Below are 25,372 nucleotides of genomic sequence, written 5' to 3'. Positions count from 1 at the left end.
CCCTACCGCCGCACGCGCTGACCCCCCGGTGAGCGGCACCCCGCCCACCCTCATCGGTGTCGGCGTCGGCCCCGGCGACCCCGAACTGGTGACGGTCAAGGGCGTGCGCGTCCTGCGGGAAGCCGACGTGGTCCTGGTGCCGGTCATGGAGACGGGCCCAGGGGAGTCGGCACTGTCGGGTCGCGCCGAAGCGACGGTCCGCGAGTACGTCGACGCCGACCGCATCACCCGGGTCGTCTTCGCCCTCAACGACCGCGGCGGCGTCACCGACCGCCGCACCCGGGCGTGGGACGCGGCAGCCCGCACCGTCGTGGACGCCTTCGCCGGCGGTGCGCGGACCGTGGCTTTCGCCACCATCGGCGACCCCAATGTGTACTCCACCTTCGGATACCTGGCCCAGACCGTGCGAGAACTGGTCGCCGGCGTCGTGGTCGGGACCGTCCCGGGCATCACCGCCATGCAGGACCTCGCAGCCCGCTCCGGCACCGTGCTGTGCGAGGGCAACGAAACCCTCGCGCTCTTCCCGATGCCGGCCGGGCTCGACGGCTTCCGGCAGGCCCTTGAGGTCTTCGACACCGTCGTCGCGTACAAGGGCGGCCGGTGGATGCCCGAGATGCTGGAGATCGTCAAGGCCGAAGACCGGCTCGACGACGCGGTGTTCGGCGCCAGGCTCGGCCTGGCGGACGAAGACGTCCGGGCCGCCGGACAGGTGGACGGCAGCGCGCCGTACCTTTCGACACTGATCGTCCCCGCCAGGCGGGACCGACGCGGAGGCAAACTGTGCCAGGGCGAGTGACCTTTGTCGGAGCCGGACCCGGCGCCGCCGACCTGCTGACCTTCCGTGCCGCGCGGGCCATCGCCGCCGCCGACATCGTCGTGTGGGCCTCCTCGCTGGTCCAGGAGGAGATCCTCGAACACGCCCGCCCGGGGGCGGAGATCATCGACTCGGCCGCACTCCCGATGGAGGGCGTCCTGCCGCTGTACGAACGGGCGGTCCGCGACGGGCTGAACATCGCCAGGGTGCACTCCGGTGACCCCTCCCTGTGGGGCGCGGTGCAGGAACAGCTGGACCGGTGCCGGTCGCTCGGCCTCGACGTCGAGATCATCCCCGGGGTGTCCGCGTTCAGCGCCGTCGCCGCCATCGTCGGACGCGAACTGACGATCCCCGAGGTCGCGCAGTCGGTCATCCTCACCCGCCTGGGCGGCGGGAAGACACCGATGCCGCCGAAGGAGTCGGTCCGCGAGTTCGCGAAGCACGGCACGACGATGGCCGTGTTCCTGTCGGCGGCCCGCTCCGGCCAGCTCGCGGAGGAACTGACCGACGGCGGCTACGCGGCGGAGACCCCCGTGGTCATCGCCCACCGGGCCACCTGGCCGGACGAACTCGTCGTGCACTGCACAGTCGGCACCCTGGAGGCCACAGTCAAGGAGCACCGCCTGTGGAAGCAGACGCTGTTCCTCGTCGGCGACGCGCTGGGCTCCCACGGCACCCGTTCGCACCTCTACCACCCCGGTCACTTCCACACCTTCCGCAAGGCCGAGCGCGGCGCCCGGCGGATCCTGCGCACCGGCGGCGCGGGGGCCCCCGTCGAGCCGTCATGACCGGCGGCCCCGGCGAGGACGGCCCCGCTCCGGACGCCTCCGGAGCCGGCAGTCCCGGACCGGACGTCCCCGGCGTCGACCGGCGCAATCCCGAACTCACCGAGCCCGACCTGCCGCGCACGATGAAGGTGCGGCAGAAGGCGCTGCGCACCGGCTGGACCACCGGGTCCTGCGCGTCGGCCGCGGCGAAGGCCGCCACCCAGATGCTGGCCACCGGCACCCCGCCGCCGTGGGTGGAGATCGCCCTGCCGTCCGGACGGCGAATCACCTTCGCCGTCGAACGCTGCGAGGCACTGCGCCCCGGACGCACCCAGGCCGTTGTGGTCAAGGACGCCGGGGACGATCCGGACGTCACCCACGGCGCGGAGCTCACCGCCACCGCCACCTGGCGGGACGAACCCGGCATCGAACTCGACGGCGGCGTCGGCGTCGGCGTGGTCACCAAGCCGGGCCTCGGCCTTGAGGTCGGAGGTCCGGCGATCAACCCGGTGCCGCGTCAGATGATCACCCAGGCGGTGGGCGAGGTCGTCGACTTCGGCACCACCGGGGTGCGTGTTGTCATCTCCGTGCCCGACGGGGAGGTCCGGGCCCGCAAGACCACCAACGCCAAGCTCGGCATCATCGCCGGGATCTCCGTGCTCGGCACCACCGGCATCGTCCGGCCCTTCTCCACCGCCTCCTGGCGCTCCTCCGTCGTCCAGGCCGTGCAGGTCATGGGTGCCCAGGGCGAGGACACCCTCGTGCTGTGCACCGGCGGCCGCACGGAGAAGGGCGCGGTGGACCTGCTGCCGCACCTGCCCAAAGTGTGCTTCGTCGAGGTCGGCGACTTCACCGGCGCGGCGCTCACCCAGGCGGTGGCCGACGGCCTGCGCCGGGTGGTGTTCGTCGGCATGATCGGCAAGCTCACCAAGCTGGGCGCCGGCGTGCTGATGACCCATTACACCCGCTCCAAGGTCGACCTCGGGGTGCTCGGGGCGATCACCCGGAGCATCGGCGGAAGCGAAGCGGTCGCCCGGGAACTGGACATCGCCAACACCGGACGGCACGGCTACGAGATCTGGGAACGCGAAGGCATGCTGCGGACCGGCGGGGACGAACTGTGCCGCCGGGTGGCCGACGTGCTCGCGCGGTTCTCCGGTCACGAACTCACCGCCGACGTCGCGATGGTGGACTTCACAGGCCGGACCGTGGTCGCCCATTCGGGCTGGCTGGACGAGGAGATCATCGGGGAACCTGGCGCCGGAGGTCCCACGTCGTGATGATTACGCCTCAGGGCGTGACCGCCCGCGATGAACCCCCAGTCGAAGGAGCCTCCATGGCCGACCGTGTCACTGTGATCGGGTACGACGGCGCACCCCTGTCCCTCGCCGCCCGGTCCGCCCTCGGCTCGGCGACGCTCGTCGCCGGCGGCGCCCGGCACCTGGACGCGGTGGACCTCCCCCCGGACGCCGAACGTGTCGTCATGGGCAATGTGCACGTCGCCGCGACCCGGATCAGCGAACACCGGGGCACCGCCGTGGTCCTGGCCTCGGGCGACCCCGGGTTCTTCGGCATCGTCCGGATCCTGCGCCGTCCGGAGTACGGACTGGAGCTGGAGATCGTCCCGGCGGTGTCCTCGGTCGCGCACGCCTTCGCGCGGGCCTCGATGCCCTGGGAGGACGCCAAGATCGTCAGCGCGCACGGCCGTGAGCTGCGCCGGGCCGCCAACGTGTGCCGTGCGTGGGGCAAGGTCGCCGTGCTCACCGCGCCCGGCAGCGGACCGGCCGAACTGGGCCTGATGCTCCGGGGCGTGCCGCGGACTTTCGTGGTCTGCGAACATCTGGGCACCGCCCAGGAAGAGATCACCATGCTCGACGCGGCAGCGGCCCCCGACCACGTCTGGGCGGACCCGAACATCATCATCGTGGTCGGCCCCAACCCGGTCACCAACACGGCGGCCGGCTGGCTGGCCGGATTCCCCACCGACTTCCCCGGGCCGGTCCGCGGGTGGGCCCTGCACGAGTCGGAGTACCGGCACCGCGACTCGATGATCACCAAGGCGGAGGTACGGGCCTACGTGCTCGCCCGCCTCGGCCCCCGTTTGGGCGACCTGGTGTGGGACATCGGCAGCGGCAGCGGCTCGGTCGCCGTCGAAGCGGCCCGGCACGGTGCCGCGGTCATCGCCGTCGACTCGGACCCGGAGGCGGTCGCGCACATCCGGGACAACGCCTCCGCGTTCGGCGTTGAAGTGCAGGCCTTCCAGGGGACCGCGCCCGACGTGCTGAACGGCCTCCCGGACGCGGACGTGGTCTTCGTCGGCGGCGGTGGCCCTGTCGTCGTGGCGGCCTGCGCGGCCCGCCGCCCCGAACGCATCGTCACCACCCTCGCCGCGGTCGACCGCGTCGGCGAGACCCACGCCGTCCTCGAACGCGCGGGCTACTCCGTGGAGGGGACCATGCTGCAGGCCGCCCGACTGGCACCCCTGCCTGGGACCAGCCACCGTCTCGACGCCCACAATCCCGTCTTCATCCTGACCGGACACCGAACATGACTCCTGACACCGCTCCTGACATGACTTCCACGATTTCTGATCTGACGCCTGCCTCCGAGACACCCGACACTCTCCCTGCTCAGAACGGCTCCAATAACAGGCCAAAGCGGCTCGCGCTGATCACCACCACCGAAGCAGGCCGCCGCGCGGCGGCCGACCTCGCCGCCGCCTGGCCGCACGCGGAGGTCCTCGACGGACTGCCGGGGGAGGCGCTCCGCAAGGCGTTCCCGGCCTACGACGGGATCGTCGCCTTCCTCGCGGTCGGCGCGACCGTACGGCTGATCGCCCCGCTGCTCGGCAGCAAGCAGACCGACCCGGGGGTCGTCTGCGTGGACGAAGGCCGCCGCTACGCGGTGCCGGTGGTCGGCGGGCACGCCGGCGGAGCCAACGACCTGGCGGTCGCGGTCGGCGCGGTGCTCGGCTGCGAACCGGTCGTCACCACCGCCTCCGACGCCGTGGGAATCCCCGCCCTCGACGACCTGGCAGCCCTCATGGACTGGGCCGTCGAACCAGGCAGCGACCTCGCCGGCGTCGGCGCGGCCGTCCTGTGCGGACGGGAGGTCTCGTACATCTCCGACGTCGGCTGGCCCCTCCCGGCGCTCCCGGCGAATATTCGAACTGTCACCGAGATCGGGGAAGGCCCCTGCATCGTCGTCACCGACCGCGCGGACGTCAGCCCATGCCCCGGACGTGTGGTCTTCCGGCCCCGGAGCCTGACCGTGGGCGTCGGCTCCTCCCGCGGCGTCCCCGCCGACGAGGTGCGCGAGACCGTGCGGAACGCACTGGACTCCGCGGGACTGTCCCTGCTTTCCGTACGCGGACTGGCATCGGTGGACGCGAAGGCTGACGAGACCGGCATACGTGAATCCTGGCCTGAGCTCCCCATGCGCTTCCACCCCGCGGAGGACCTGGCGTACCTGCGTACTCCCAATCCGTCCGAGGCAGTACGTGCCGCCGTGGGCACCCCCAGCGTCGCCGAAGCCGCCGCCGTCGCCGACGGCGCGGAACTGGTCGTGGAGAAGACCCGCAGCACCCGCGCCTACCCCATGGCCACCGCCGCCGTCGCCCGGCACGCCCCCCGCGGCCGCCTCGCCGTCGTCGGACTCGGCCCGGGGGCAAGGGATCTGACGACCCCCCGGGCGGTCGCCGAACTGCGCCGCGCGTCGGTGGTCGTCGGCCTGGACCAGTACGTCGACCAGGTCCGCGACCTGCTGCGCCCCGGCACCCGGATCCTGGCCACCGGCCTGGGCCACGAGGAGGCGCGGGCCCGGTCCGCGGTCGCCGAGGCCGTCCGAGGACACGCCGTCGCGCTGATCGGCTCCGGCGACGCCGGGGTCTACGCGATGGCGTCGCCAGCCCTCGAGTACGCGGACATCGACATCGACTACGTCGGCGTCCCCGGCGTCACCGCCGCGATCGCGGCGTCGAACGTTCTGGGCGCGCCGCTCGGCCACGACCACGCGTACATCAGCCTCTCCGACCTGCACACACCGTGGGAGGCCATCGAACGCAGGCTGAAGGCGGCGGCGGACGGCGACTTCACGGTCTGCTTCTACAACCCCCGCAGCCGGGGCCGCTCGGAACACCTGGCCAAGGCGCTGGAGATCCTCCGTACGAACCGCCCCGACAGCACACCCGTGGGCTGGGTCCGCAACGCGACCCGTCCCGACGAGACGTCCGGGATCGCACCGCTGTCGGAGTTCGACCCGGCCGTGGTGGACATGTACACCGTCGTCCTGGTCGGCTCCAGTTCCACGCAGAACATCGCGGGACGCATGGTGACGCCGCGCGGGTACCGGTGGGCGCGCCCGTGCGGGACCGGATCGCCGTGACCGGCGCCCCGGTCGTGATCGTGGGCTGTCAGGGGTGCGGGGCATGCCTGCTCACCTGCCCGGAGCACGCGATCCGGCCGCGGCGCGCCGAGTCGGGCCCGGCGGAACTCCTCGTGCTCGCCGACCTCTGCACCGGGTGCGGCGAGTGCGTCGAGGTGTGCCCCGTGGACGCGATCTCCTTCCGGACCGCGGGCCCTCTCTAGACCGCCAGTGCCCGCCCGGCCTCCAGCACCCTCCTAGCTGTTCCGCGGCCCCTGCCACCGACCCGGGAGCACATCCATGCCCAGAATCGTCCACCCCATCGAGCAGGAGTCCTTCCGGATCCTCCGGTCCCGCGCCGGCACCTCGCACCTGCCGCCGCACGAACGCGCGGTAGTAGAACGCATCGTGCACTCCGCCGCCGACCTCGACTACCTGGCTGAAACCAGCTGTCGGGAGGAGGAACTCAAGGAAGCGGCCCGCCGACTGCGGGAAGGCGCGGCAATCGTCACGGACGTGCAGATGGTCGCCGCCGGGATCACCACCCGCGGGGTCGTGTGCCACATCACCGACCCCCGGGCGGCTGAACTCGCCAGGGAACACGGCATAACGCGCTCGGCCGCCGCCGTACGCCTCGCACTCGAAGAGGTCGGCCCGGGAGCGGTCTGGGTCATCGGCTGTGCGCCCACCGCCCTGTTCGAACTCATCGCCCTGGCGGAACAGGCCCGGCCCGCACTGGTGATCGGCCTGCCGGTCGGTTTCGTCGGCGCGGCCGAGTCGAAGGAGGCCCTGCGCGCCTCCGGACTCCCGCAGGTGAGCAATGTCTCCGAAAAGGGCGGGTCCGCGGTTGCCTCCGCGGCGCTCAACGCCCTGCTCTACATGGAAGCCCAAGCAGAAGCCGAAGCAACAGAAGACCAAACAAGACAAGACCAAACAAGACAAGACCAAACAAGACAAGACCAATCAATACAAGACCAATCAATACAAGACCAATCAATACAAGACCAGTCAACACATGGCCAAGCAGCAGACCAAGAAGGAGACACGGCATGACCGCCCTGTTCATCGTCGGCCACGGCACCCGGAGCATCGCAGGCGTAGCGGAGTTCGACGCCTTCGTCGACCGGCTGCGCCGCCGCGCCCTGGACGAGCCGGCCCTGGGCATCCCCGCGGTCGAAGGCGGCTACATCGAGCTCTCGCCGCCGCCCGTCACCGAGTCGGTGGCCAAGCTGAAAGCGGGCGGACACGGGCATTTCGTCGCAGTCCCCCTCATGCTCGCCGCCGCCGGGCACAGCAAGGGCGACGTCCCGGCCGCATTGCGGCGGGAGACGGAGCGTCAGGGCGTCACGTACAAGTACGGGCGTCCGCTCGGTCCGCACCCGACCGTCCTGGCGCTGCTCGACGAGCGTCTTTCAGCCTCGGTGAGTGACGAGGAACGCAGCAGTACGGCCGTACTCCTGGTCGGTCGGGGTTCCACGGACCCCGACGCCAACGCCGAAGTGGTCAAGGCCGCCCGGCTGCTCTGGGAGGGCCGCGGCCTCGCGATGGTCGAAACCGCGTTCGTCTCCCTCGCGCTGCCGTCGGTCGCCGACGGCCTGGAGCGGTGCCGCAGGCTCGGCGCGCAACGCATCGTCGTCCTCCCGTACTTCCTCTTCTCCGGGATCCTGCCGGACCGGGTCGTCGACCAGACGCGGGAATGGGCGGCCCGGCACGGTGATCTGGATGTCCGATCGGCCCCGGTCATCGGCGACTGCGACGGCCTCGCCGACATCGTCCTCGAACGCTATTCCGAGGCGCTCGGCGGCGATATCCGGATGAACTGCGACTCCTGCGTCTACCGGATCGCGATGCCCGGCTTCGAACACAAACTCGGTATGGAACAGCGTCCGCACGATCACCCGCACGACCCCGCCGACCCCGACGGGCACCAGCACCACCATCATGGAGAGGGACAGCACAGTCACTGAACAGAGTGGTTTCGACAGGATGCGGGGATGACGATCACTACGCGGAGTGAGGCCGCCGAGGCGGTGGGCGGGGGCCCCGCACCGGACGGTCGTGTGCCACCGGACGACTGCGTCGACCTGCACCACCACGGCGACGCGGAGGTCGGACCCGGCCTGGTGGACCTCGCGGTGAACGTGCGTTCCGCCGGTGCCCCGCGGTGGCTGACGCAGCGTCTGGTGGCGAGCCTGGAGTCCCTCGGGTCGTACCCCGACCCGCGCTCGGCGCGGGCCGCGGTCGCCGCCCGGCACGGCAGGTCCGTGGACGAAGTGCTGCTCACGGCCGGCGCCGCCGAGGGGTTCGTCCTCCTCGCGCGGGCGCTGAAGCCCCGCCACGCGGTCGTCGTGCACCCGCAGTTCACCGAACCGGAGGCGGCGCTGCGCGCGGCGGGGCATGCTGTAGAGCGAGTCCTGCTGACCGAGGGGGAAGGCTTCACCCTCGATCCGGCACGGATCCCGGAAACGGCTGACCTCGTTGTCATCGGCAACCCGACCAACCCCACCTCTGTGCTGCACCCATCCGCTGTTCTCGAAAAGCTCGCCCGGCCAGGACGTGTCCTGGTCGTGGACGAGGCGTTCGCCGACACCGTCCCCGGGGAGGTGGAGTCGCTTGCCGGCAGACCGGACCTGCCCGGCCTTGTGGTCGTCCGGAGTCTGACCAAGACCTGGGCGCTCGCGGGACTCCGGATCGGCTACCTCCTGGCACCCGCCGACCTGGTCAGGGAGTTGAGTCGGACGCAACCGCTATGGTCGGTGTCCACACCCGCGCTGGTCGCGGCCGAGGCGTGCTCAGCACCTGAGGCGCTCGCGCAGGCCCACGCATGGGCGCTTACGCTTTCGGCGGACCGGGCCTGCCTGGTGCAGCGGCTGCGGGCGGTCCGCGGTGTGCGGCTACCGGTAGACCCCCGTTCCTCGTTCGTGCTCGTGCGCGTCGGGGGAGGTCCGGCGGTGCGCGCTTCCCTGCGCGCGGCGGGCTTCGCGGTCCGGCGGGCCGACACATTTCCGGGCCTCGGCCCGGACTGGATACGGATCGCAGTTCGGGACCGTGCAACGACGCAGGCCTTCGGGGCCGCTTTGGAAGGAGCTGTTGGAGATGAGCGAAGCTGACGGACCGCGGCCTGTGGACCCGTCCGCCCAGCCGTCGACGGCAGGGCAGGGCGACTACCCGCCGCCGGTGCCACCCCAGCAGGGCGGCTACCCGGTGTACGAAGAAGCCGACGACGATGTCCTGCTGATGCCGGGTCCGCAGGCCGGCTGGGGCGAGCCGGTGGCCGACCAGGCGTTCCCGCAGCAGGACGGACCGCATCAGCCGGTGCCCGCGGGCCAGGAGCCCGGCGGACCGCACAACACGAACGGCCTTCAGAACGTCGACGGGCCGCACAACACGAACGGCCTTCAGAACGTCGACGGGCCGCACAACACGAACGGCCTTCAGAACGTCGACGGGCCGCACAACACGAACGGCATGCAGAACATGAACGGCATGCACAGCACGAACGGAATGCCGGGCGTAACGGTGCCCGGACAGTCGTACGCGGGGCAGCAGCAACAGCCCGCCCCGCTCTCCGGTTACGTGCCGCAGCAGGCGACGCCGCCCCCGCCGCCGTCCCAGCCGGTCTACGCGGAGCAGTCCGCCGTCGGCCGTCCCACGGGCTATCCCGATTCCGCCCAGCCGGTCCGCGGCCAGGCGGTCCCCGGCCAGCCGGGCACGGGACAGCACGTGCCGATGTACGGAGCACCAGTGCAGAACGGTCCGGAAGCAGGCGGCCAGCAGCCCGTCCGGCAGTTCCCGCCGCCGGCCTATCCGGCGGAGCACCCGGGTTCGCCGCCGGAGTCGGTGCCCGCGACGCGGCTTCCGCAGGACTCCGGACACTCCCAGGGACCGGGCCTGTCCGCGCCGTTGCCAGGGGTGCCCGACAGCGGTTTCACCCAGCACCACCGCCCTGACTCGGGGGCCGACGCCGGTCCTGAGCAGATGCGCCCGCAGAGCTTCGTACCGATCGGGCAGCCCGGCCCCGGCCAGCGGCGCAGTGTCGGACAGCACAGTGCGCAACAGGGGGCCGTCCCTTATCCGGCGGACCCACGTCCAGCGGAGCCGCACGACACCGGCCGCGGCATGCCACCGCAGTCCTTCACCTACGCCCAGGCGGTTCCCGGCGGACTTCCGCCGGTTGAGCCGCACCAGGCCTACGGACTGCCCTCCGCGGTGACTTCCGCTCCTGAGCCCGCCCTCGGACAGCACCCCGTGCCCGTGGTTCCCCCTGCCGGTTTCGGCCCGGTGGGCCCGGCGGCACCCGGCGCGCACCCCGGTGCGTACGGCGTCCAGGGACAGCCCGGCGGCCCGCAGTACTTCGACGGGCCGCAGGGTCCCGTCGGCAGGCCGATACCGCAGTCGATGGTGCCGCAGGTCGGCTCGCTCAACTCCGTTCCGGCCCCGGCCGCCCCGGCTCCCGCGGGGCAAGCCGCGACGCCGGGCGCGCACGCCGGACCCGCCGCGGCCGAGCTGCCGGCGCAGGCGCATTTCAGCAGCAGTACGGGTATTCCCGCAGCGTCCGCGCCACAGGCTCCGGCCGCACCGGCGGACTCCCCGGCGACCGGGGCTCCGCCGACGGCGAACGTGACCCCGGAAGCCCGGCCGCCACAGACCCCGCTGATGGAGAACGTCACGCCGGAGGCCCGGTCGCCGCAGTCCCCGCTGATGGAGGGCGTGACCGAGGAACGTACGCGTCCGCCGTTGCCGCCGCGCCGCCAGCGGCGGGTCGGCCGCGGCCCCGTCACCGGCCAGCACCGGGCGGTCTCCGTGGCCGGCCGGGCCGCTGTCGCGCCGCAGACCGCCCCGGCGCAGCCGCCGGTCCAGCGGGAACCCGTGCTCTCCCCGGCCCCGGTGGCCCCGGCCGGAGTCGCCCCGGGCATGTCGGCCACCGTCGGCCCGGTCGCGTTCGCCGAGCCCAGCGCACCGGAGCAGCCGGTCACCCATCCGCCGGTCACCCATCCGCCGGTCGCCGGGGTGGTGGCTCCGGAAGCTCTGACTCCCGGGACCCCGCAGGCACCGGGCGCGCCGGAAGCCGCCGTTCCGGGTGTCCCCGTGCCGGTTGAGACCGCTCCGCAGGCACCGGGCGCGCCGGAAGCCGCCGTTCCGGGTGTCCCCGTGCCGGTTGAGACCGCTCCGCAGGCACCAGGATCAGTCGTTGTTGAACCGCCTGTGGCGGAGACCGCAGTACGGGTCCCCGCGCCGCGGGTGGAACCCGCGCCGGCCGGGGCCGAAGCGCCGGCCCCCGTGGCGCAGGCCGGACAGCCCGAGGCAGCCACCCCGGGCGCGGTCTTCGCCGTGCCGGCCGCGGGTACGCCCGTCGCGGTTTCCCCGCAGCCCACCGCTCCCCAGGCCGACACCACGCAGCCGGCGGAGACACCGGCTGCGGCTGAACCGCAGGCGCCCGCAGTGCCGGAAGCTCCGCTGGACACTCCGGCGAACACTGCGGCGTCTGTACCGGTGCCCGCCGAAGCAGCCCCGGAAGCTGTACGCGCAGTTCCCGACGCTGCGGCTGCAACTCCGGCAGCGGCGACCACGGCTCCGGACCCGGTTGCGGTCACCCCGGCCCAGCCGACGGCCGTCGAACCCGCGGCGACCCCGGGCCCGCAGCTGGTTTCCGTCCCTGTTCCGGCGGAATCCCCGCCGCACGCCGTGACTCCGGAGCCCGACCAGGCTCCGCAGCCGGAACGGGCAGTCGGGGGACCGGCACCGGTCACTCCGGCAGCGGCAGTCGTACGGCCACCGGTGACGGCTCCCGGAGTGCCGACTACTCCTCAGCCCACCCACCCGACCCAGCCCGGGGCCGGACCGCGGGCCGAGAGCCCGATCGTGCCGCAGACCGACAAGCAGGACGGCACTCCGCCCGCAGACCAGTCCGCCGAACCGGCGACTGCCGGGCCCGCCGATCAGGCCCGCCCGTACGTCCTGCACGAGTCCGCCCTGGACCAGCTCAACCCGGAAGCCCGGGAGCCCGACCAGGACGCGGCACCAACCCCCGTACAGGACCAGGTGAGGGACGCCGCACCGCAGGCTCCGGACGCTCAGGCGGCTCCCGACGCACTGCGCATCCCGCCGCCGCCCGTCGGGTTCCAGCAGAACACCCCGCGGGAGGCCGCCGGGACCGCGGAGAAATCCGTACCGCATCCTTCGACGGCGGAACCCGTGGCAGCGCAAGCCCCCGCGGCGGCAGAACCCGCGGCGGCAGAACCCGCGGCGGCAGAACCCGCGGCGGCAACGCCCCTGGCGGCGAAGCCGGCAGAACCGGCAGAAGCCGAACCGCTGGAGCCGACGACCGCGGACGCACCTGAGGCGATGGACCCCGAAGACCGCACCGTCATGATCGAGTCGGTCGGGATCCAGGCGGTGGGGTTCCGGGTGGTCGGGGTCGGCACTGCCGGCGTCGGACAGGTCGCTGTCGAACAGGCCGGGACCAGCCCGGCCGGGGTCACCGGCGCCGCGCCGCAGGGACTCCCGGAACCGGCGGCGGACCAGCAGCCCGTGCGCGTCGGCCCGCCCGCCCCCGGCTACGAGGAGACCGCGCGCGAAGCGGTGCACCGTGTCATGCGCGAACGCCGCGACGTACGCAACGGGTTCCGTGCCGACCCGCTCCCGGACGAGGTCCTCATCCGCGTCCTGGAGGCCGCGCACACCGCGCCGAGCGTCGGCTACTCGCAGCCGTGGGACTTCGTGGTCATCCGCTCCGCGGAAACCCGCGCACACGTGCAGGAACTGGCGCAGCGTCAGCGCGAGGACTACGCGGCGTCGCTCCCCAAGGCCCGCGCCAAGCAGTTCCTCGGCATCAAGACCGAGGCGATCACCGAGACCCCGGTCAACATCGTGGTCACGGTCGACCCCACCCGCGGCGGCCGGCACACCCTGGGCCGGCAGACGCAACCGCAGATGGGTCCGTACTCAACAGCCCTGGCCGTGCAGAACCTGTGGCTCGCCGCGCGCGCCGAGGGCCTGGGCGTCGGCTGGGTCAGCTTCTTCGACGAGCGGCAGCTGGCCGGGGCACTCAACCTGCCCGACCACCTGGAGATCGTCGCCTACCTGTGCATCGGTTACGTCGACGCGTTCCCGGAGGAGCCCGAGCTCGCGCAGGCGGGCTGGGCGAAGCAGCGTCCGCTGGCCTGGGTCGTGCACGAGGAGGAGTACGGCCGCCGCAACCTGCCCGGCGCCGAGCCGGTCAGCCTGCTCGACGAGACGACCGCGTCGCTGCGCCCGCTGGACGCCAAGTCCCTCGGCGAGGCGTGGGCCCGGCACAAGGTCATGACCAAGCCCGCCGGTTCGCTCGGCGTGCTTGAGATGATCTCCGCGCAGCTCGCCGGACTGGCCCGCGAGTGCCCGCCGCCGGTCCCGGAGCCGGCCGCCGTCGCGGTGTTCGCCGCCGACCACGGCGTCCACGCGCAGGGCGTCTCGCCGTGGCCGCAGGAGGTCACCGCGCAGATGGTGCACAACTTCCTCGACGGCGGCGCGGTGGTCAACGCGTTCGCGAAGCAGATCGGCGTCGAGGTGTGCGTCGTGGACGTCGGCGTTGTCGGTGAACTGCCGTCCGCGCAGGGCCTGCTGCCGCGCAAGGTCAGGTCCGGTACGGCCGACATGACGCAGGGCCCGGCGATGACCCGCGAGGAGGTCGTCAAGGCCATAGAAGTGGGCATCGACACCGCCCGTGACCTGGTCACCGCGGGCAACAAGGCGCTGCTCACCGGTGACATGGGCATCGCCAACACGACCGCGTCCGCAGCGCTCATCGCCGTCATGACCGGCAGCGCGGTCGCCGACGTCACGGGGCGCGGCACGGGTGTCGACGACACCATGCACAAGCACAAGGTCGAGGTCATCCAGCGCGCCCTCGACCTGCACAAGCCCGATCCGGCGGACCCGGTCGGCGTGCTCGCGGCCGTCGGCGGCCTGGAGCACGCGGCCATCGCCGGGTTCATCATCGGTGGTGCGGCCCTGCGTACGCCGGTCGTGCTCGACGGTGTGATCGCCGGTGCCGCCGCACTGCTCGCACGGGCCATCGCGCCCGAGAGCCTGGTGGCGTGCATCGCCGGGCACTGCTCGGCGGAGCCCGGCCACAAGGTCGCGCTGACGCACCTGGGCCTGCGCCCGCTGGTGGAACTGGAGCTGCGGCTCGGCGAGGGCACCGGCGCGGTGCTCGCGCTGCCGATGGTGCAGGCCGCCGCCCGGGTCATGCATGATGTGGCGACGTTCGACTCCGCCGGGGTCAGCGGCGAAGAGTAGTCAGGTACACCTGGCGGGCCCCCTGTACGACGAGGTGGAGGGGCGCCCGCTGAGCTCCCCGGGGGCCTCCCGCGTGTCGGGCCCGGAATGCCGTGGACGAAGATCGTTCCACCGCATTGCGAGCATGACCGACGCGCGGGACCCGCACCCGTAACCCTCACCGCACGAATGTGAGCACTCCATGAACCCCGCCTCGTCGGACATCCCCGCCTACCCCGCCGGGCTGCGTCTCGAAGGCCGCAAGGTCGTCATGGTCGGCGCCGGCACGGTGGCCCAGCGCAGGCTCCCCACGCTGCTCGACGCGCGCGCGGACGTCCTGGTCGTCGCCCCGCAGGCCACCCCGGCGGTGGACGCCATGGCCCAGACCGGTGAGCTCCGCTGGGAGCAGCGGGGATATCAGGAGGCCGACCTCGACGGCGCCTGGTACGTCATCACCTGCGCCGACGACCCGGCGGTCAACGCGCAGGTGGCGGCCGACGCCGAAGCGCGCCGCATCTTCTGCGTCCGCAGTGACGACGCCTCGAAGGCCACCGCGTGGACACCCGCCTCCGGGCGGGCCGACGGCCTGACCGTCGCAGTCCTGGCGGGCGGTGACCCGCGGCGCAGCGCTGCCATCAGGGACGCGGTTCTGGAAGGCGTACGGGACGGCTCGCTCGCCGCGGCGCACTTCCGGGAGAAGACCCCGGGCGTGGCCCTGGTCGGGGGCGGGCCCGGCGACCCGGACCTCATCACCGTACGCGGGCGCCGCCTCCTCGCGGAGGCCGACGTTATCGTCACCGACCGCCTCGGCCCGCGCTCGCTGCTCGACGAACTCCCGCCGCACGTCGAGGTGATCGACGCGGCGAAGATCCCGTTCGGGCGGGCGATGAAGCAGGAGGCGATCAACGCCGCGCTGATCGGGCACGCCAGGGCGGGCAAGTTCGTCGTCCGGCTCAAGGGCGGCGACAACTACGTCTTCGGCCGCGGGTTCGAAGAGGTCCTGGCCTGCGTCGAAGCGGGCGTACCGGTGCAGGTCGTGCCCGGCGTGACCAGCGCGATCAGCGTTCCGGCGGTGGCGGGTATCCCGATCACGCACCGCGGGGTCGCACACGAGTTCACTGTGGTGTCGGGGCACATCGGCCCGGGCCATCCGGACTCCCTGGTCGACTGGGTGGCGCTCGCCCGGATGCGTGGCACGCTGGTGCTGCTCATGGCGATCGACAAGCTCGGCGAGATCGCCGACACCCTGATCACGAACGGCAAGGCCGCGGACACTCCGGTGGCGGTCATCCAGGAGGGCACGACCGCGACGGAGCGGACCGTACGGACGACGCTGGCGGAAGCGGCGGAAGCGGTCCGCGTCGCGGGCGTGCGGGCTCCGGCGATCGTGGTGGTCGGGGCTGTGGTGGGGCTCGGGGAGAACATCGGGCGCTGACCGGTGACGGTTTTGAGGGCGGGGCCGTCACCGGCTCGGCAGTGTCCTGGGCGGACTGCCCCGATCATGACCGGTACGGTGTCCCGTTGCGCGGTGGGAACACTGACGACGCGCATCGGAAGACACGTACCAGACACCAGGGATGAGACGGCATGAAGTTCGGTCCGGGCTGGAAACTGCACGGCGACGGGGGCACACCGGCGCCCGGCGAGATCGTCCGTCCCGACGAACGCCTGTCCTGGGGCCGGACAGCCGGCCTCGGCGCGCAGCACGTGGTTGCGATGTTCGGCGCCACGTTCGTCGCCCCGGTGCTCATGGGCCTGGACCCGAACCTCGCCGTCATGCTCTCGGGCGTCGCCACGATCCTGTTCCTGCTCATCACCAACGGCAAAGTGCCGAGCTACCTCGGATCGAGTCTCTCCTTCGTCGGTGTCGCGGCGTCGATCAAGGCGGCGGGCGGCGGTGTCAGCACAGTCACCGGCGCGATGCTCGTCGTCGGCGCACTGCTCCTGGTCGTCGGCCTGATCGTGCACAAGCTCGGCGCGAAGATCGTGCACGCCGTACTCCCGCCCGTGGTCACCGGCGCGGTCGTCATGATCATCGGGTTCAACCTGGCCCCGGTCGTGGCGAAGACCTACTGGCCGCAGGACCAGTGGATCAGCCTCCTGACCATGGCGTTCACCCTCATCGCGATGGTCGTCATGCGCGGCTTCTGGTCGCGGGTCGCCGTCTTCCTCGGACTGCTCTTCGGCTACGGCATGTCCTGGGTGTTCGACCAGGTCTTCGGGAAGATCCACGCCGTCAACGGCGCGGGTGTCATGGGCGACCACTGGCGGGTCAACTTCGACGCGGTGCAGACCGCCGACTGGTTCGGCCTCCCGGCCACCCACGCGCCCGACTTCAAGCTGTCGGCCGTGCTCCTGGCCCTGCCCGTCGTCATCGCGCTCATCGCGGAGAACGCCGGACACGTCAAGGCCGTCGCCGAGATGACCGGCGACAACCTCGACCCCCAGCTCGGCAAGGCCATCGCCGCCGACGGCGCCGCGTCGATGATGTCGACCGCCGTGGGCGGCCCGGCCACGACGACCTACGCGGAGAACATCGGCGTCATGGCCGCCACCCGCGTCTACTCGACCGCCGCGTACTACGCCGCCGCACTGTTCGCCGTCCTGTGCGGCCTGTGCCCGAAGTTCGGCGCGGTCGTCGCAGCCACCCCGGGCGGCGTCCTCGGCGGCATCACCGTGGTCCTGTACGGCATGATCGGCCTGCTCGGCGCGAAGATCTGGAACGAGAACCGCACCGACCTCGGCAATCCGCTCAACCTCGTGCCGATCGCCGCCGGAGTGGTCATCGGCATCGGCAACGTGGCGATCGAATTCTCCGACGACTTCAAACTCGAAGGCATTCCGCTGGGCACGGTCGTGACGATCCTCGGCTACCACGTACTGCGGTTCTTCGCGCCGCCACATCTGCGGGACGACCCGAACGACCCGCCGCTGCTCGACGCCACGGTCCCGGGCGGCGAACCGGCCGACGCGCGGTAGTCACAGGGGTGGGGCGGCACCTGGGCGACAGGTGCCGCCCCACCCCTGTTTCAGCCCAACAGCCGGACGAGCCGCTGGAGGTCCGCCGAGGACATCAGCCGGCGCAACTGGGCGGCCAGTGCGGCGGGGGTGCCGACGGTGAAGGTGACAGGGCCGCAGGAGACGAACGGCTCCTCGGGTGCGGGGGCGTTTACCGGGTAAACCGAGGCCCCGGCTCCGGGAAGCGGGCAAGAATGCGGCGTACGGTCGTCCTCCGGCGAAGCGTCCGGCTGCTGAGCCGACGCCGAGGGGAATTCCGTACGGGAATTCGCAACCGCGGAAGCCGACTCCCGCATCGGCGGGCGCGCGGGCGGCACCGCGGGAACGCTCGTGGACACCGCCGTGGAAGCGGCCTGCTCCCGCTGCCACGCGGTCTCCTGCTCCTCCACCGGGAGCGTCCCGAACCGCCTGCCCTCCCGTACGGTCAGCTGACCTGTCTTCAGCGCCGACTTCATCGGCTCCGACAGGCGCAGCAACGTCTGCCGCTGGGACACCCAGCCCTTCGACTTGTGCAACCGCCTGGCCGCCTCCGTCGCGCTGCCGCACACCTGGATGAGCGCGGCCACCGCGGTGGCCTCCTCCAGGACGTCGAAGTCCCGGCGGGCGATGTTCTCCTCGATCGCCGCGACGGCGAGGGACTCACGGGACTCGGCGATCTGGTCCTTGACCACCACGTCCAGCGTCGGCAACCCGCTCTGCCGGGCCGCCTCGAGCCGGCGGTTGCCGGTGACGACCACGTAGTCGACCGTGCCGACCGTCTCCGCGTGCTCCGGGAACCTGGCCAGGAACGCGGCCCGCGACACGACCGCACACGGCTGCAACTGCACCGTACGCAGGCCCTCGCCCAACTCCGTGAGATCCCCGAGGTCCTCGCGCGGGTTCTCCGGGTTCGCCGCGAGACGGGACAACGGGACGGCGTACGCCGCCCCCGTCTCATGGCGGGCCGACGGCAGGTCCATGACCCCGTCCGCGGCCAGTTCCACAAGGTTCACCAGGCGACCCATGCGATCACACCCCGATCTTCGTACGACGCGGCTTCTGTCCCACCGGGGCCGGACCCAGCCCGGCGCAGCCCAGCTGCAACGCCAGACGGAAGAAGTCCTCGCGGGCCTCCATCGCCGTCCGGTTGCGCGGATACTGCGTCACCACCGTGCCCTCGGCCGCCGCACGTGTGTGCAGTTTGTAGCGGCGCACGACCACGGGGGACCGGGGCCAGCCCTGCGCCTCGATGTAAGCGACAGTCTGGTCCAGGTCGGACCGCCCGTCCCGCGGATCCCACGCGTTCACCACTACGTGGTACGGCAGCCCGCGCGGCTCGATCACCGTCCGGACCGTCCGCGCCGTCGGGTCGAACGCGAGCGGCTCCGGCGGCATCGGCACGATCACCTGGTCGGCGACGTCCAGGGCCGCCGACAGCAGGTGCTTGTTCTCCAGGCTCCCCGGCGTGTCCACGAAGATGTGCTGCCAGTCGCCCCGGGCCTTCAGCCGGGCCAGGTCGCCGGGCCGCTCGTGCACCTGCACGAAGTCGAACGGCAGCCTGTCGCCCACCCGCTGCGCCCACCACACGCTGGACGCCTGCGGATCGGTGGACACCACCAGCACCGGGGTGCGTTCCCGCGTCCCCCCGCACACGTCGTGCACGACCGCCGCCAGATTGACCGTGAGGGTCGTTTTGCCGACGCCGCCCTTTTGATTGGCGACCACGTACACCCGTGTCATGGAAGGTTCCCTTCGCCATCGGTTGATGAGGGGATCGTGACACAAGTGGCATATCGGTATTAGTAGGACACGGTGGATTGTCCTGCGGGGACTCCGGACGCAGGCCCCCTGCCGCGCCGGGGACAATGGGTGGCGTGCCTGAACTGATCCCGCTGACCGACCTGTCCGACCCGCGCTTGACCGACTACACCGACCTCACCGACGTCGAACTGCGCAAACAGCGCGAAGTCGACGAAGGCCTCTTCATGGCCGAGAGTGAAAAGGTCATCCGGCGGGCCCTGAAGGCCGGGTACGCGATCCGGTCGATGCTGATCTCCACCCGCGTCCTGGAGACCGTCGCGGACCTCGTGGACACCGTCGGCGACGACGTCCCCGTGTTCGCCGGCAGCCCCGCCGTCCTCGAGGCGATCACCGGGTTCAACGTGCACCGTGGCGTGCTCGCGGCGATGCACCGCAAACCGGAGGCCTCGGTACGCGAAGCCCTCGCGGGCGCCAAGCGGATCGCCGTCCTCGAAGCGGTCAACGACCACACCAACATCGGTGCGATCTTCCGCTGCGCCGCCGCGCTCGGCATGGACGCCGTGCTCCTGTCGCCCACCTGCGCGGACCCCCTCTACCGCCGGGCCGTCCGGGTCTCGATGGGCACCGTCTTCGCCATCCCCTACGCCCGGCTCGACCCGTGGACCGAGGGCCTCCAGGAACTCAAGGACGCCGGGTTCAACCTCTTCGCGATGACACCCGGCGAAGGGTCGACCCCGTTCAACGAGGTCCCGAAGGCCGAACTGGAGCGCTGCGCCCTGATGCTCGGCGCGGAGGGCCCCGGGCTGACGGACAAGGCGCTGGCCCAGGCGGACCGCCTGGTCCGCATCCCCATGTCGCACGGCGTCGACTCGCTCAACGTCGGGGCTGCGGCGGCGGTGGCGTTCTACGCGGTGGCGCACGGCTGAGCCGCCGGTACCTGCGGCGGCGACCGATTCCCAGCCGCCCATCCCCAGACCACAGCCCGGTGTGCCTCGCGGCCTCGCCGGGTTGTGGTCTGGGGTGTGTGGTCTGTCCGGCCTGCCCTTGTCTCCGGCCTGTCGTTGTTTCCGGAGCGGCCACGTGCATACTGACACGTGTCACCTAGCTTTGATCCGAACTGCTGATCCTGACCACTGATCCTGACCACTGATCCTGACCACTGATCCGACACGAGGTGGTCGGATCCCGTCGAGGGGAACCCGCCATGAAGCTCTACGTCCACGACACCGGCGTCGGCACCGGCGACAAGACCGCCCTGCTCATCCACGGCGGCATGTCCGACTACGGCACCTGGCAGGCCGTCGAGGCCGGTCTGGTCGCGCGCGGGTACCGGGTGGTCGCCCCCGACCTGCGCGGCCACGGCCAGAGCGGGCGCGGCGAGTACACGCCCGAACTGCTTGCTGACGACGTGGTCGAGTCCCTCCCGGACGTCGAGTTCGATGTGGCGATCGGCCACTCCCTCGGTGGTCTGACGCTGTCCCTTGCGATCGGCCGGCTCAAGGTCAAGAAGGCCGTGTACTCCGACCCGGGCTTCACCCTGGGGACCACGGCCGCGGCCATCCCGTTCATGCTGAAGATGGTCGGGACCGCCACCCCGGAGTCCATCAGGCAGATGAACCCGCGTTGGTCGGACGCGGACATCGCCGCCGAGGTCGTCGGCTTCAAAGCGTTCGACACCGGTTTCATCACGGACGGCATCGTGAAGTTCAAGTCGGACTACCTTCCGGCGGAGGCCGTCGTGCCGTCCCTGGTGCAGTTGGCCGACCCGTCCCTGTGCATCGACGAGGCGGGTGCCGTCGCGCTCAGGGAGCGCGGCTTCGAGATCGTGACGGTCGAGGGCGCGGGCCACTGCATCCACCGCGACGACTTCGCGGGCTTCATGGCCTCGCTTGACGGTTGGATCTGACGGCTGGACATGGCAGCTGGACATGGCAGCTGGACCTGAGCGCGGCAGCTGAACGCGGCCCACTCTGCGACGGACCTCCGGGCTGCTTGCCCGGGGGTCCGTTCTGCGTTCCCGCGCGGCTTCCGATCTTCCGCCGCCCGTCTCCGCCCTACTCCGGTATCCCCGCCACCCCCTCCACCTCATTCCAGCTCTCCGCCCCATTCCCGCCCCGACCGGGCGGCCGTACGGGTGATCTTCGTGGTTTGGCGAAGACAAGACCCCAGGTCAGGCCCTGCGCATGGCTTCCCGTGCCCCACTTGTCACACTAAAGGCTGATTGTCTTACTAAATGTAGTCAAGGAGGATCGTCCTTCAACCCTTGTGATCATTTCGGGCGGAGCGGGCGACTATGACCCTGAGTGGCTTCAGTGGGCAGATCTACCAGCACGTCTCCGGACGACTCCGGCGCGTACTGCGGATGAGTACGGTCCTGCTCCTGGTCGCCGGACTGGCAGGGGGAGCGGCGGTCGCCCAGGGGCTGGCGCTGCTCCGGCCGCCGGATGCGCCCACCGGTCCGCAGGAGGCGTGCGCCGACGGTACGCGGGTGACCTTCAGCCGCACGGCGACCACCCCGCGCGCCGGTGAACGGATGGTCTTCACGGTCACCGTCGACAGCGTCGGCGGGGCTGTGGCCAAGGGCGCCTCGTTCATTGACGACCTGTCAGGTGTGCTGGACGACGCGGCGTACGTCGACGCGGAGGCGTCCGCAGGCACGGTTGATTTCAGCAGTCCGAAACTGACCTGGACCGGCGATGTCGCCCCTGACAGCCCGGTCACCGTCACGTACCGGGTCACGGTCGCCGGGAAGACCGCGGGTGACAACCGCCTGCTGCCCGTCTTCGCCAGGATCTCGGCCGGGACCTGCGTCCGGCGAGAGGCGCCGACGGCACCCGTGCTCCCGGCTTCGCCGGCTGCCTCCCCGTCCGCAACTGTGCCGGCACCCTCCCCGTCCGCTGCGTCGCCGCCCTCGCCGCAGACGTCCTCCTCCTCCGCTGCGCCGCCGCCCTCGCCGCGGCCTTTGCCTCTGGCGTGGCCCTCCTCTTCGTCCTCGCCGGCACGCTCCTTCCCCGCAACGGACTCCTCCGTCGCGGAGTCCCCGGTCGCGGAGTCCTCTGCCCCGTAGTAGCGCTGTCCGGCTGATCGGCGCGGTCCCCAGCGGCTTTATGACAAAGAGGACACCAGCGGGTTCCGGAAGGAACCCGGATAGTTGACTCTGCGTCAAAACATCAGCATCGTGTCCGGGCCGCCGGTTAGGCTCGCGTGGCTCCACGAAAACGATGTTGCAGTCCTGCAGTTCCATGGGGGAACACATGCGTACGAAAACCCGCCGGTCCCTGATAGCCACAGCTTCGATGGTCGCGGTCACCGGGTCCTTGGCAGTCGGGTGCGGCACAGTTGAGAAACTGAGCGCCCAGCGGGAAGTCGGCAAGTCCTTCGACTCCCTGCAGAACACCAAGAACCTCCAGATCGGCCTGTCCGTCGAGTCCGACCCGCAGCATCTGGTCGACCTCTCGGACGGCGACCTCGCGCTTGAGGACGCCAAGAAGGTCACCACCGTCAAATTCATCGTGGCGATGAACGACTCGAAGAAGCTCAAGGACCTCGAAAAGAACAAACTGCCGCAGGGTTTCTCGCTCAGGGCCGTCCAGGGCGACAAGGACCTCGCTGAGATCCGCATCGTCGACGGCAAGTGGCTGTACGGGCGCGGGGACCTCCGGTCGATCTCCGAGCTCGTCGGCGAGAAAGCGCCGAACCGGGAGAAGTTCCTCAAGGACGTCGACCCGGACCAGCGTGACTACGCCGCCGCCCTGTACGACCAGAAGTGGCTCGGCATGGACGCCACCAAACTGCTCGACCAGGTGACTGCCCGGACGAAGACCGCGGCGCCGAAGTCGGTCGATGACGCGACCGCCAAGAAGCTCTGGTCGGCTGTCGGCAATGTGTTCAACAACAACATCCAGATCGAGGACAAGGGCAAGGTCGACGGCGCCAAGCACATCGTCGTCTCGGCTTCGGCGAAGCAGATCGCGGACAAGCTCCTGGAGCAGGTCAAGCCGATCATCAAGAGTTCCGAACTGGGCGGCTTCCTCAAGGACGCCGAGATCGACCTCGACGACCTCAACACCAAGGACATCCCGGACAAGCGCTACGGGGTCGACCTTTACATCAAGGACGGCGTGCTGACCAAGGTCTCCCTGGACGTCGACCAGTTCATGGACGAGCCGACGGGCAAGCCGGTCCGCCTGAACATCGACTTCAAGCGGGACTCCGCCCCGGTCACCGCGCCGAAGGACGGCGTCCAGATCCGTCCCGAGGACGTCGACAAGATCGTGGACGAGATGAAGGACAAGAAGAGCCCGCGGGACTACTGACGCGCGGCTCGGTCGCTCTGGTGATCACGGGTTTTCCACGTTCCGGGTCCCCAGGGTGTTGATTTTCGTGGCTGGGTCTTGCCGGGTCAGTCCTGGTTTGCTGGGATATCAGGTATGCCTCGTGGTTTCTACCGGCCCTGGCCGGGGCGCAATGCCCCGGTCCAGGTGCCCGCGACGTTGGGTGAGCTGGTGCCTGAAGTGCGGCACGCCGCGACATGGCTGTCTGCGTAGTCCTGCCGAACCGGGAGTACGAGTCGTGGTCTCCCGCTGCGGCTGCTTCGTTCGCAGGCCGCCACGGGTTTCCCGAGAACATGACAGCGCCTCCGTGCCCCGACGATACGCCGCGTGACGCAAAAGGATGGCTGACCCACCAGCGCGGCAAGCATGGGCGTCCGTACAGCCCCACGACCGACCAGAAGTCGCTGACCAGCGTTATGGATCTCACTCCGGCCCGGGAGAACTCAGCGTCTTTCGACAAGCTCTACCGCGATGTGGCCTGGCTGCTGACCGGCGGGTGCTCCTCGTGAAGGAGGTCCTGTCACGCACCGCAAAAATGTGTCTGGCGGATCATTCGTAGGGCGGGGCCGTCGGTTGGGCCGTCCGAAGAGCAAGGCTCGGTGCCTGGTGAGGAATGCCCTCAGTCGCAACCTGAGTGACGTAACGTCAGGGGGCTGGCGGCTCGAGCCGTATCGCGGGTCAGCGGATTCCCGTGCGGACGCTGAGGGAGCACACGATGGCCGATATGCAGATGCAGACCACCGAGCACACCTGCGGAATCACTGCCGGGTCAGGCGGCTTGATCAGCCCCGACTGGTGCTTCCGCCACTACGCCCCGGTGATCGCTGACCTCCCCGGCGACCTCATGTCGTCCGACGTTACCTGCCGCGAACTTCTCATCCACCAGGAGCAGTTCCGGAAAAAGCACGTCGAGATCTACTACACGCCGTTCGACCTGGTGAATCCGGCGGCCAGAGTCCTGCTGGTCGGCGCCACGCCGGGTCGGCACCAGTTCCACCAGTCCGTGCTGTTCGCCCGTAAAGCGCTGAAGGCGGGTGCGACCTTGGATGCGGCACTGCGAAGTGCCCGGAGCGGTGGAAGTTTCGCCGGTGTCATGCGCACAAACGCGGTCTCCATGCTTGACGGGATCGGGGTTGCCGAAGCGCTGCGAATCCCCACCACGGACCGGCTGTTCGACGTTGATTCCACGCTTGTGGACACCACCTCGGCGTTGTGTCACGCGGTGCAGGTGGACGGCAGGAACTACACCGGGCACGGCTTGGAGAAGCTTCCGATCCTGCGGGCATTCGTGACCCAGGTTCTGACTGCCGAAGTGCGACTTGTCCCTGAGTCGCTGGTCATCCCGTTCGGCGTTGTGGCGTCGGCCGCAGTGGAGCTGTGCGTGGTTGAGGGTGATCTCAGCGTCGACCGCTGCCTGTTCGGATTCCCCCAGCCCTCCGGTTCCAATGGGCACCGGACCCGCAAGTTCGCTGCGGAACGTAAGCGGCTCAGCAGCGTGGTCGAGGCGTGGGCGGGCGGGGCTTCCTGACAGAAAGCTGCACAACTACCATCCTGACCTGAGCACGTCGCCGGCCCGTTCTCCCGAACTCAACCTGCGCCCCTGCCAGTTCGCCGGGAGCGCTACTGCCTCCAGCTTGGTCGCGTTGAGCCGTTCTCCGTCCGGACCGCTGAGCGCGGTGTGCTCATGAGCGGCGACCCCGGCGAGGGCGCTGTTCTCCCGGTCGAACATCAGCCGAGCAGCCCGACGTCAAGGGTGCTCACAGTGTTGACCCGGTGATCTCCGCGGCCGAACGGAGTGGCTGAGCAGACCGCAGAGGGCTCGGAATCCCGGGCCGGACCCGAGCCGGGCCGCGTGCTCCGTGATATCGGTCGCCGCCACCGCCCGCAACGTCCCGGCAGCCGCCCGCGCGCTGCTTCCTGACGCGGCGTCGGTCCTCGTGGTGCACGACGGGACCGCGCACCACCTGCCGCGGCCGCCGGTTTCCTACCGGCGGGTGAACTCCGGAACGCCAGCCGGAGTCCCACAGGAAACACGTCAGGATACGGCTTTCGCGGCCGTTCCCTACCACTGAGTGACATCA

Annotated in this window: 20 protein-coding genes and 1 pseudogene; 18 read left to right on the top strand and 3 right to left on the bottom strand. The window is 70.7% G+C overall.

The window, feature by feature from the left end; genetic code table 11:
* Window positions 1-28 precede the first annotated feature (28 nt).
* The 12 genes from cobI (at window position 29) to AC0Z36_RS01825 (ending at window position 17,178) form a co-directional block, all read left to right on the top strand.
* The gene (gene cobI / locus AC0Z36_RS01880) at window positions 29-796 is read left to right on the top strand and encodes a precorrin-2 C(20)-methyltransferase (RefSeq protein ID WP_485460833.1); all 768 of its coding nucleotides are present in this window, start codon (window positions 29-31) and stop codon (window positions 794-796) included.
* The gene (gene cobM / locus AC0Z36_RS01875) at window positions 793-1,602 is read left to right on the top strand and encodes a precorrin-4 C(11)-methyltransferase (protein WP_485460832.1); all 810 of its coding nucleotides are present in this window, start codon (window positions 793-795) and stop codon (window positions 1,600-1,602) included. Before cobI ends, cobM begins: the two co-directional genes overlap by 4 nt.
* The gene (locus AC0Z36_RS01870; protein ID WP_485460831.1) at window positions 1,599-2,861 is read left to right on the top strand and encodes a cobalt-precorrin-5B (C(1))-methyltransferase; all 1,263 of its coding nucleotides are present in this window, start codon (window positions 1,599-1,601) and stop codon (window positions 2,859-2,861) included. Before cobM ends, AC0Z36_RS01870 begins: the two co-directional genes overlap by 4 nt.
* 56 nt (window positions 2,862-2,917) lie before the next feature.
* Window positions 2,918-4,132, top strand: coding sequence for a precorrin-6y C5,15-methyltransferase (decarboxylating) subunit CbiE (cbiE, locus tag AC0Z36_RS01865; RefSeq protein WP_485460830.1), 1,215 nt, complete (start codon window positions 2,918-2,920; stop codon window positions 4,130-4,132).
* 20 nt (window positions 4,133-4,152) lie between these two features.
* The gene (gene cobJ / locus AC0Z36_RS01860) at window positions 4,153-5,964 is read left to right on the top strand and encodes a precorrin-3B C(17)-methyltransferase (protein ID WP_485460829.1); all 1,812 of its coding nucleotides are present in this window, start codon (window positions 4,153-4,155) and stop codon (window positions 5,962-5,964) included.
* The gene (locus AC0Z36_RS01855; protein WP_485460828.1) at window positions 5,961-6,167 is read left to right on the top strand and encodes a 4Fe-4S binding protein; all 207 of its coding nucleotides are present in this window, start codon (window positions 5,961-5,963) and stop codon (window positions 6,165-6,167) included. The genes cobJ and AC0Z36_RS01855 overlap by 4 nt, the downstream gene beginning before the upstream one ends.
* Window positions 6,168-6,243: 76 nt before the next feature.
* The gene (locus AC0Z36_RS01850) at window positions 6,244-6,996 is read left to right on the top strand and encodes a precorrin-8X methylmutase (protein WP_485460827.1); all 753 of its coding nucleotides are present in this window, start codon (window positions 6,244-6,246) and stop codon (window positions 6,994-6,996) included.
* Window positions 6,993-7,910, top strand: a complete 918-nt coding sequence (locus AC0Z36_RS01845) for a sirohydrochlorin chelatase (RefSeq protein WP_485460826.1) — start codon at window positions 6,993-6,995, stop codon at window positions 7,908-7,910. Before AC0Z36_RS01850 ends, AC0Z36_RS01845 begins: the two co-directional genes overlap by 4 nt.
* Window positions 7,911-7,937: 27 nt before the next feature.
* Entirely contained in the window at window positions 7,938-9,053 is a 1,116-nt protein-coding gene (gene cobC, locus AC0Z36_RS01840; RefSeq protein WP_485460825.1) for an Rv2231c family histidinol phosphate aminotransferase CobC, read from the top strand.
* Window positions 9,040-14,220, top strand: coding sequence for a nicotinate-nucleotide--dimethylbenzimidazole phosphoribosyltransferase (cobT, locus tag AC0Z36_RS01835; RefSeq protein ID WP_485460824.1), 5,181 nt, complete (start codon window positions 9,040-9,042; stop codon window positions 14,218-14,220). The genes cobC and cobT overlap by 14 nt, the downstream gene beginning before the upstream one ends.
* A gap of 181 nt (window positions 14,221-14,401) precedes the next feature.
* Window positions 14,402-15,634 carry a uroporphyrinogen-III C-methyltransferase gene (gene cobA, locus AC0Z36_RS01830; RefSeq protein WP_485460823.1) on the top strand — a complete coding sequence of 411 codons (1,233 nt, stop codon included), beginning with the start codon at window positions 14,402-14,404 and terminating at the stop codon, window positions 15,632-15,634.
* Window positions 15,635-15,786: 152 nt separating this feature from the next.
* A complete protein-coding gene (locus AC0Z36_RS01825) occupies window positions 15,787-17,178 on the top strand; it encodes a uracil-xanthine permease family protein (RefSeq protein ID WP_485460822.1) in 1,392 nt (463 codons plus the stop codon).
* 50 nt (window positions 17,179-17,228) lie between these two features.
* On the opposite strand, the gene AC0Z36_RS01820 is transcribed toward AC0Z36_RS01825, so the two are convergent.
* Both AC0Z36_RS01820 and AC0Z36_RS01815 read right to left on the bottom strand, forming a co-directional pair.
* The gene (locus AC0Z36_RS01820) at window positions 17,229-18,221 is read right to left on the bottom strand and encodes a ParB/RepB/Spo0J family partition protein (protein WP_485460821.1); all 993 of its coding nucleotides are present in this window, start codon (window positions 18,219-18,221) and stop codon (window positions 17,229-17,231) included.
* 4 nt (window positions 18,222-18,225) lie between these two features.
* Window positions 18,226-18,942, bottom strand: a pseudogene (locus tag AC0Z36_RS01815) (ParA family protein); the annotation flags it as partial.
* A gap of 128 nt (window positions 18,943-19,070) precedes the next feature.
* Between AC0Z36_RS01815 and AC0Z36_RS01810 the strand changes: the two are divergent.
* From AC0Z36_RS01810 to AC0Z36_RS01785, 6 genes are all read left to right on the top strand, one after another.
* Window positions 19,071-19,883, top strand: coding sequence for a TrmH family RNA methyltransferase (locus tag AC0Z36_RS01810; protein WP_485460820.1), 813 nt, complete (start codon window positions 19,071-19,073; stop codon window positions 19,881-19,883).
* Window positions 19,884-20,161: 278 nt separating this feature from the next.
* Window positions 20,162-20,863, top strand: a complete 702-nt coding sequence (locus tag AC0Z36_RS01805; protein ID WP_485460819.1) for an alpha/beta fold hydrolase — start codon at window positions 20,162-20,164, stop codon at window positions 20,861-20,863.
* Between the two features lie 387 nt (window positions 20,864-21,250).
* Window positions 21,251-22,024 carry a DUF7927 domain-containing protein gene (locus AC0Z36_RS01800; protein WP_485460818.1) on the top strand — a complete coding sequence of 258 codons (774 nt, stop codon included), beginning with the start codon at window positions 21,251-21,253 and terminating at the stop codon, window positions 22,022-22,024.
* Window positions 22,025-22,211: 187 nt separating this feature from the next.
* The gene (locus AC0Z36_RS01795; RefSeq protein WP_485460817.1) at window positions 22,212-23,273 is read left to right on the top strand and encodes a hypothetical protein; all 1,062 of its coding nucleotides are present in this window, start codon (window positions 22,212-22,214) and stop codon (window positions 23,271-23,273) included.
* 311 nt (window positions 23,274-23,584) lie between these two features.
* The gene (locus tag AC0Z36_RS01790) at window positions 23,585-23,800 is read left to right on the top strand and encodes a hypothetical protein (protein ID WP_485460816.1); all 216 of its coding nucleotides are present in this window, start codon (window positions 23,585-23,587) and stop codon (window positions 23,798-23,800) included.
* Between the two features lie 206 nt (window positions 23,801-24,006).
* Window positions 24,007-24,819 carry a uracil-DNA glycosylase family protein gene (locus tag AC0Z36_RS01785; protein WP_485460815.1) on the top strand — a complete coding sequence of 271 codons (813 nt, stop codon included), beginning with the start codon at window positions 24,007-24,009 and terminating at the stop codon, window positions 24,817-24,819.
* Between the two features lie 15 nt (window positions 24,820-24,834).
* On the opposite strand, the gene AC0Z36_RS01780 is transcribed toward AC0Z36_RS01785, so the two are convergent.
* Complete coding sequence (locus AC0Z36_RS01780) at window positions 24,835-25,020, bottom strand: hypothetical protein (RefSeq protein ID WP_485460814.1); 186 nt, start codon at window positions 25,018-25,020, stop codon at window positions 24,835-24,837.
* Between the last annotated feature and the right edge of the window lie 352 nt (window positions 25,021-25,372).

It is taken from the genome of Kitasatospora sp. UYEF31, assembly GCF_057291755.1.
Note: the sequence above shows the minus strand (reverse complement) of the source record. Positions and strands in the feature narration are given on the sequence as shown.